The sequence below is a fragment of the Streptococcus sp. 1449 genome (genome assembly GCF_013276805.1).
Lineage (GTDB): Bacteria > Bacillota > Bacilli > Lactobacillales > Streptococcaceae > Streptococcus > Streptococcus pseudopneumoniae.
Map to the genome: position 1 here is coordinate 1 of NZ_VMLS01000060.1, position 1,174 is coordinate 1,174.

The window sequence follows — 1,174 nt, forward strand, 5'->3', positions numbered from 1 at the left end:
AAGGGATTTAATTCAAAGTGGGTTTTAATGAGATAAGCCAGTGAATCAATGCCTTGCCTCATATCCGTTTTCCCACACACGAGATAGACCTGCCCTAGGCTAGATAGATGAATTGTCATAGAGCAACACCTTATCCAAAAGCTCTTCTATCATTTCGAGATTGTGGAATCTCTACAGGAACAATAGGTTGTGGCATTAAAATATCTTCCAATAGTTTTACTTTACGAATAGTATACAGGAGGAACTCCATGAATGATAGATACCTTGTTATGACGCGCTTACCGTACTATTATAAATTCAATCCACTATATCATTTGATTCACTAGTAAAAAAAGGATAACATCTCCTCTCGGAGATGCTATCCTTTTGGGGGCGACTAGAACATAGTGTTCCAATCTATTTTCGTTAAATTTACAGAATGTTTATCCTATGAATTATTTTATCAAAGTAATTTCTTACTCTTCTTCCTTGCGTTTTTTCGCGATAAGGAGTCCCCCTGTTGCTGCTGCAAGAAGTGCTAGAGCAAGTGAAGCGCTAGATTGTTCTGTACCAGTATTTGGCAATTCTTTCGCTCCTGCTTTCTCAGCTGGTGCTTGAGCAGGTGAATCTTGGTTGGTAGCTGGATTAACTGCTACTGAACTATCTGATTTCTTGACTGTCTTATCTGCTGGAATAACAGATGTAGTACCATCTTCAAAGGTTACAACTACTGATCCGTCTTTGTTTACCTTAATATCTTTCGCAGTTGGGTTAGATTTCTTAACTTCTTCGGCTACCTTAGCTTTTTCTGCGTCAGTCAAGTTGCTTGGATCTTTAACTGGTGTTGCTGACGGATCCTTAACACTATCTGCATCTTTAGCTTTCTCAACTGCTTTAGCTGCTGGAATTACTGCTGTTGAGCCATCTGGGAAGGTTACAGTTATTGTTCCATCTTTACCTACTTTAACATCTGTTGCAGTTGGGTTAGATTTCTTAACTTCTTCGGCTACCTTAGCTCTTTCTGCATCAGTCAAGTTGCTTGGATCTTTAACCGATGTTACTGATGGATCTTTAACACTATCTGAATCCTTAGTTGATGCACCTACTGGTTTAGATTCTGGTTTCGAGTTTGGATCTTTCGGATTTGTTCCTTTTTCTACTTCTTCTTTATCTGTGAAGCCATCGCCATCTGTAT

The 1,174-nt window shown here is 39.1% G+C and carries 2 protein-coding genes; both read right to left on the bottom strand.

The window, feature by feature from the left end:
* Positions 1 to 119 (bottom strand): IS66 family insertion sequence element accessory protein TnpB (tnpB, locus tag HT687_RS12230; protein WP_172924179.1); only part of this gene is annotated, 119 nt, incomplete at its 3' end.
* A 336-nt stretch (positions 120 to 455) separates the two neighbouring features.
* Positions 456 to 1,174 (bottom strand): LPXTG cell wall anchor domain-containing protein (locus HT687_RS09685; RefSeq protein ID WP_172921942.1); only part of this gene is annotated, 719 nt, incomplete at its 5' end.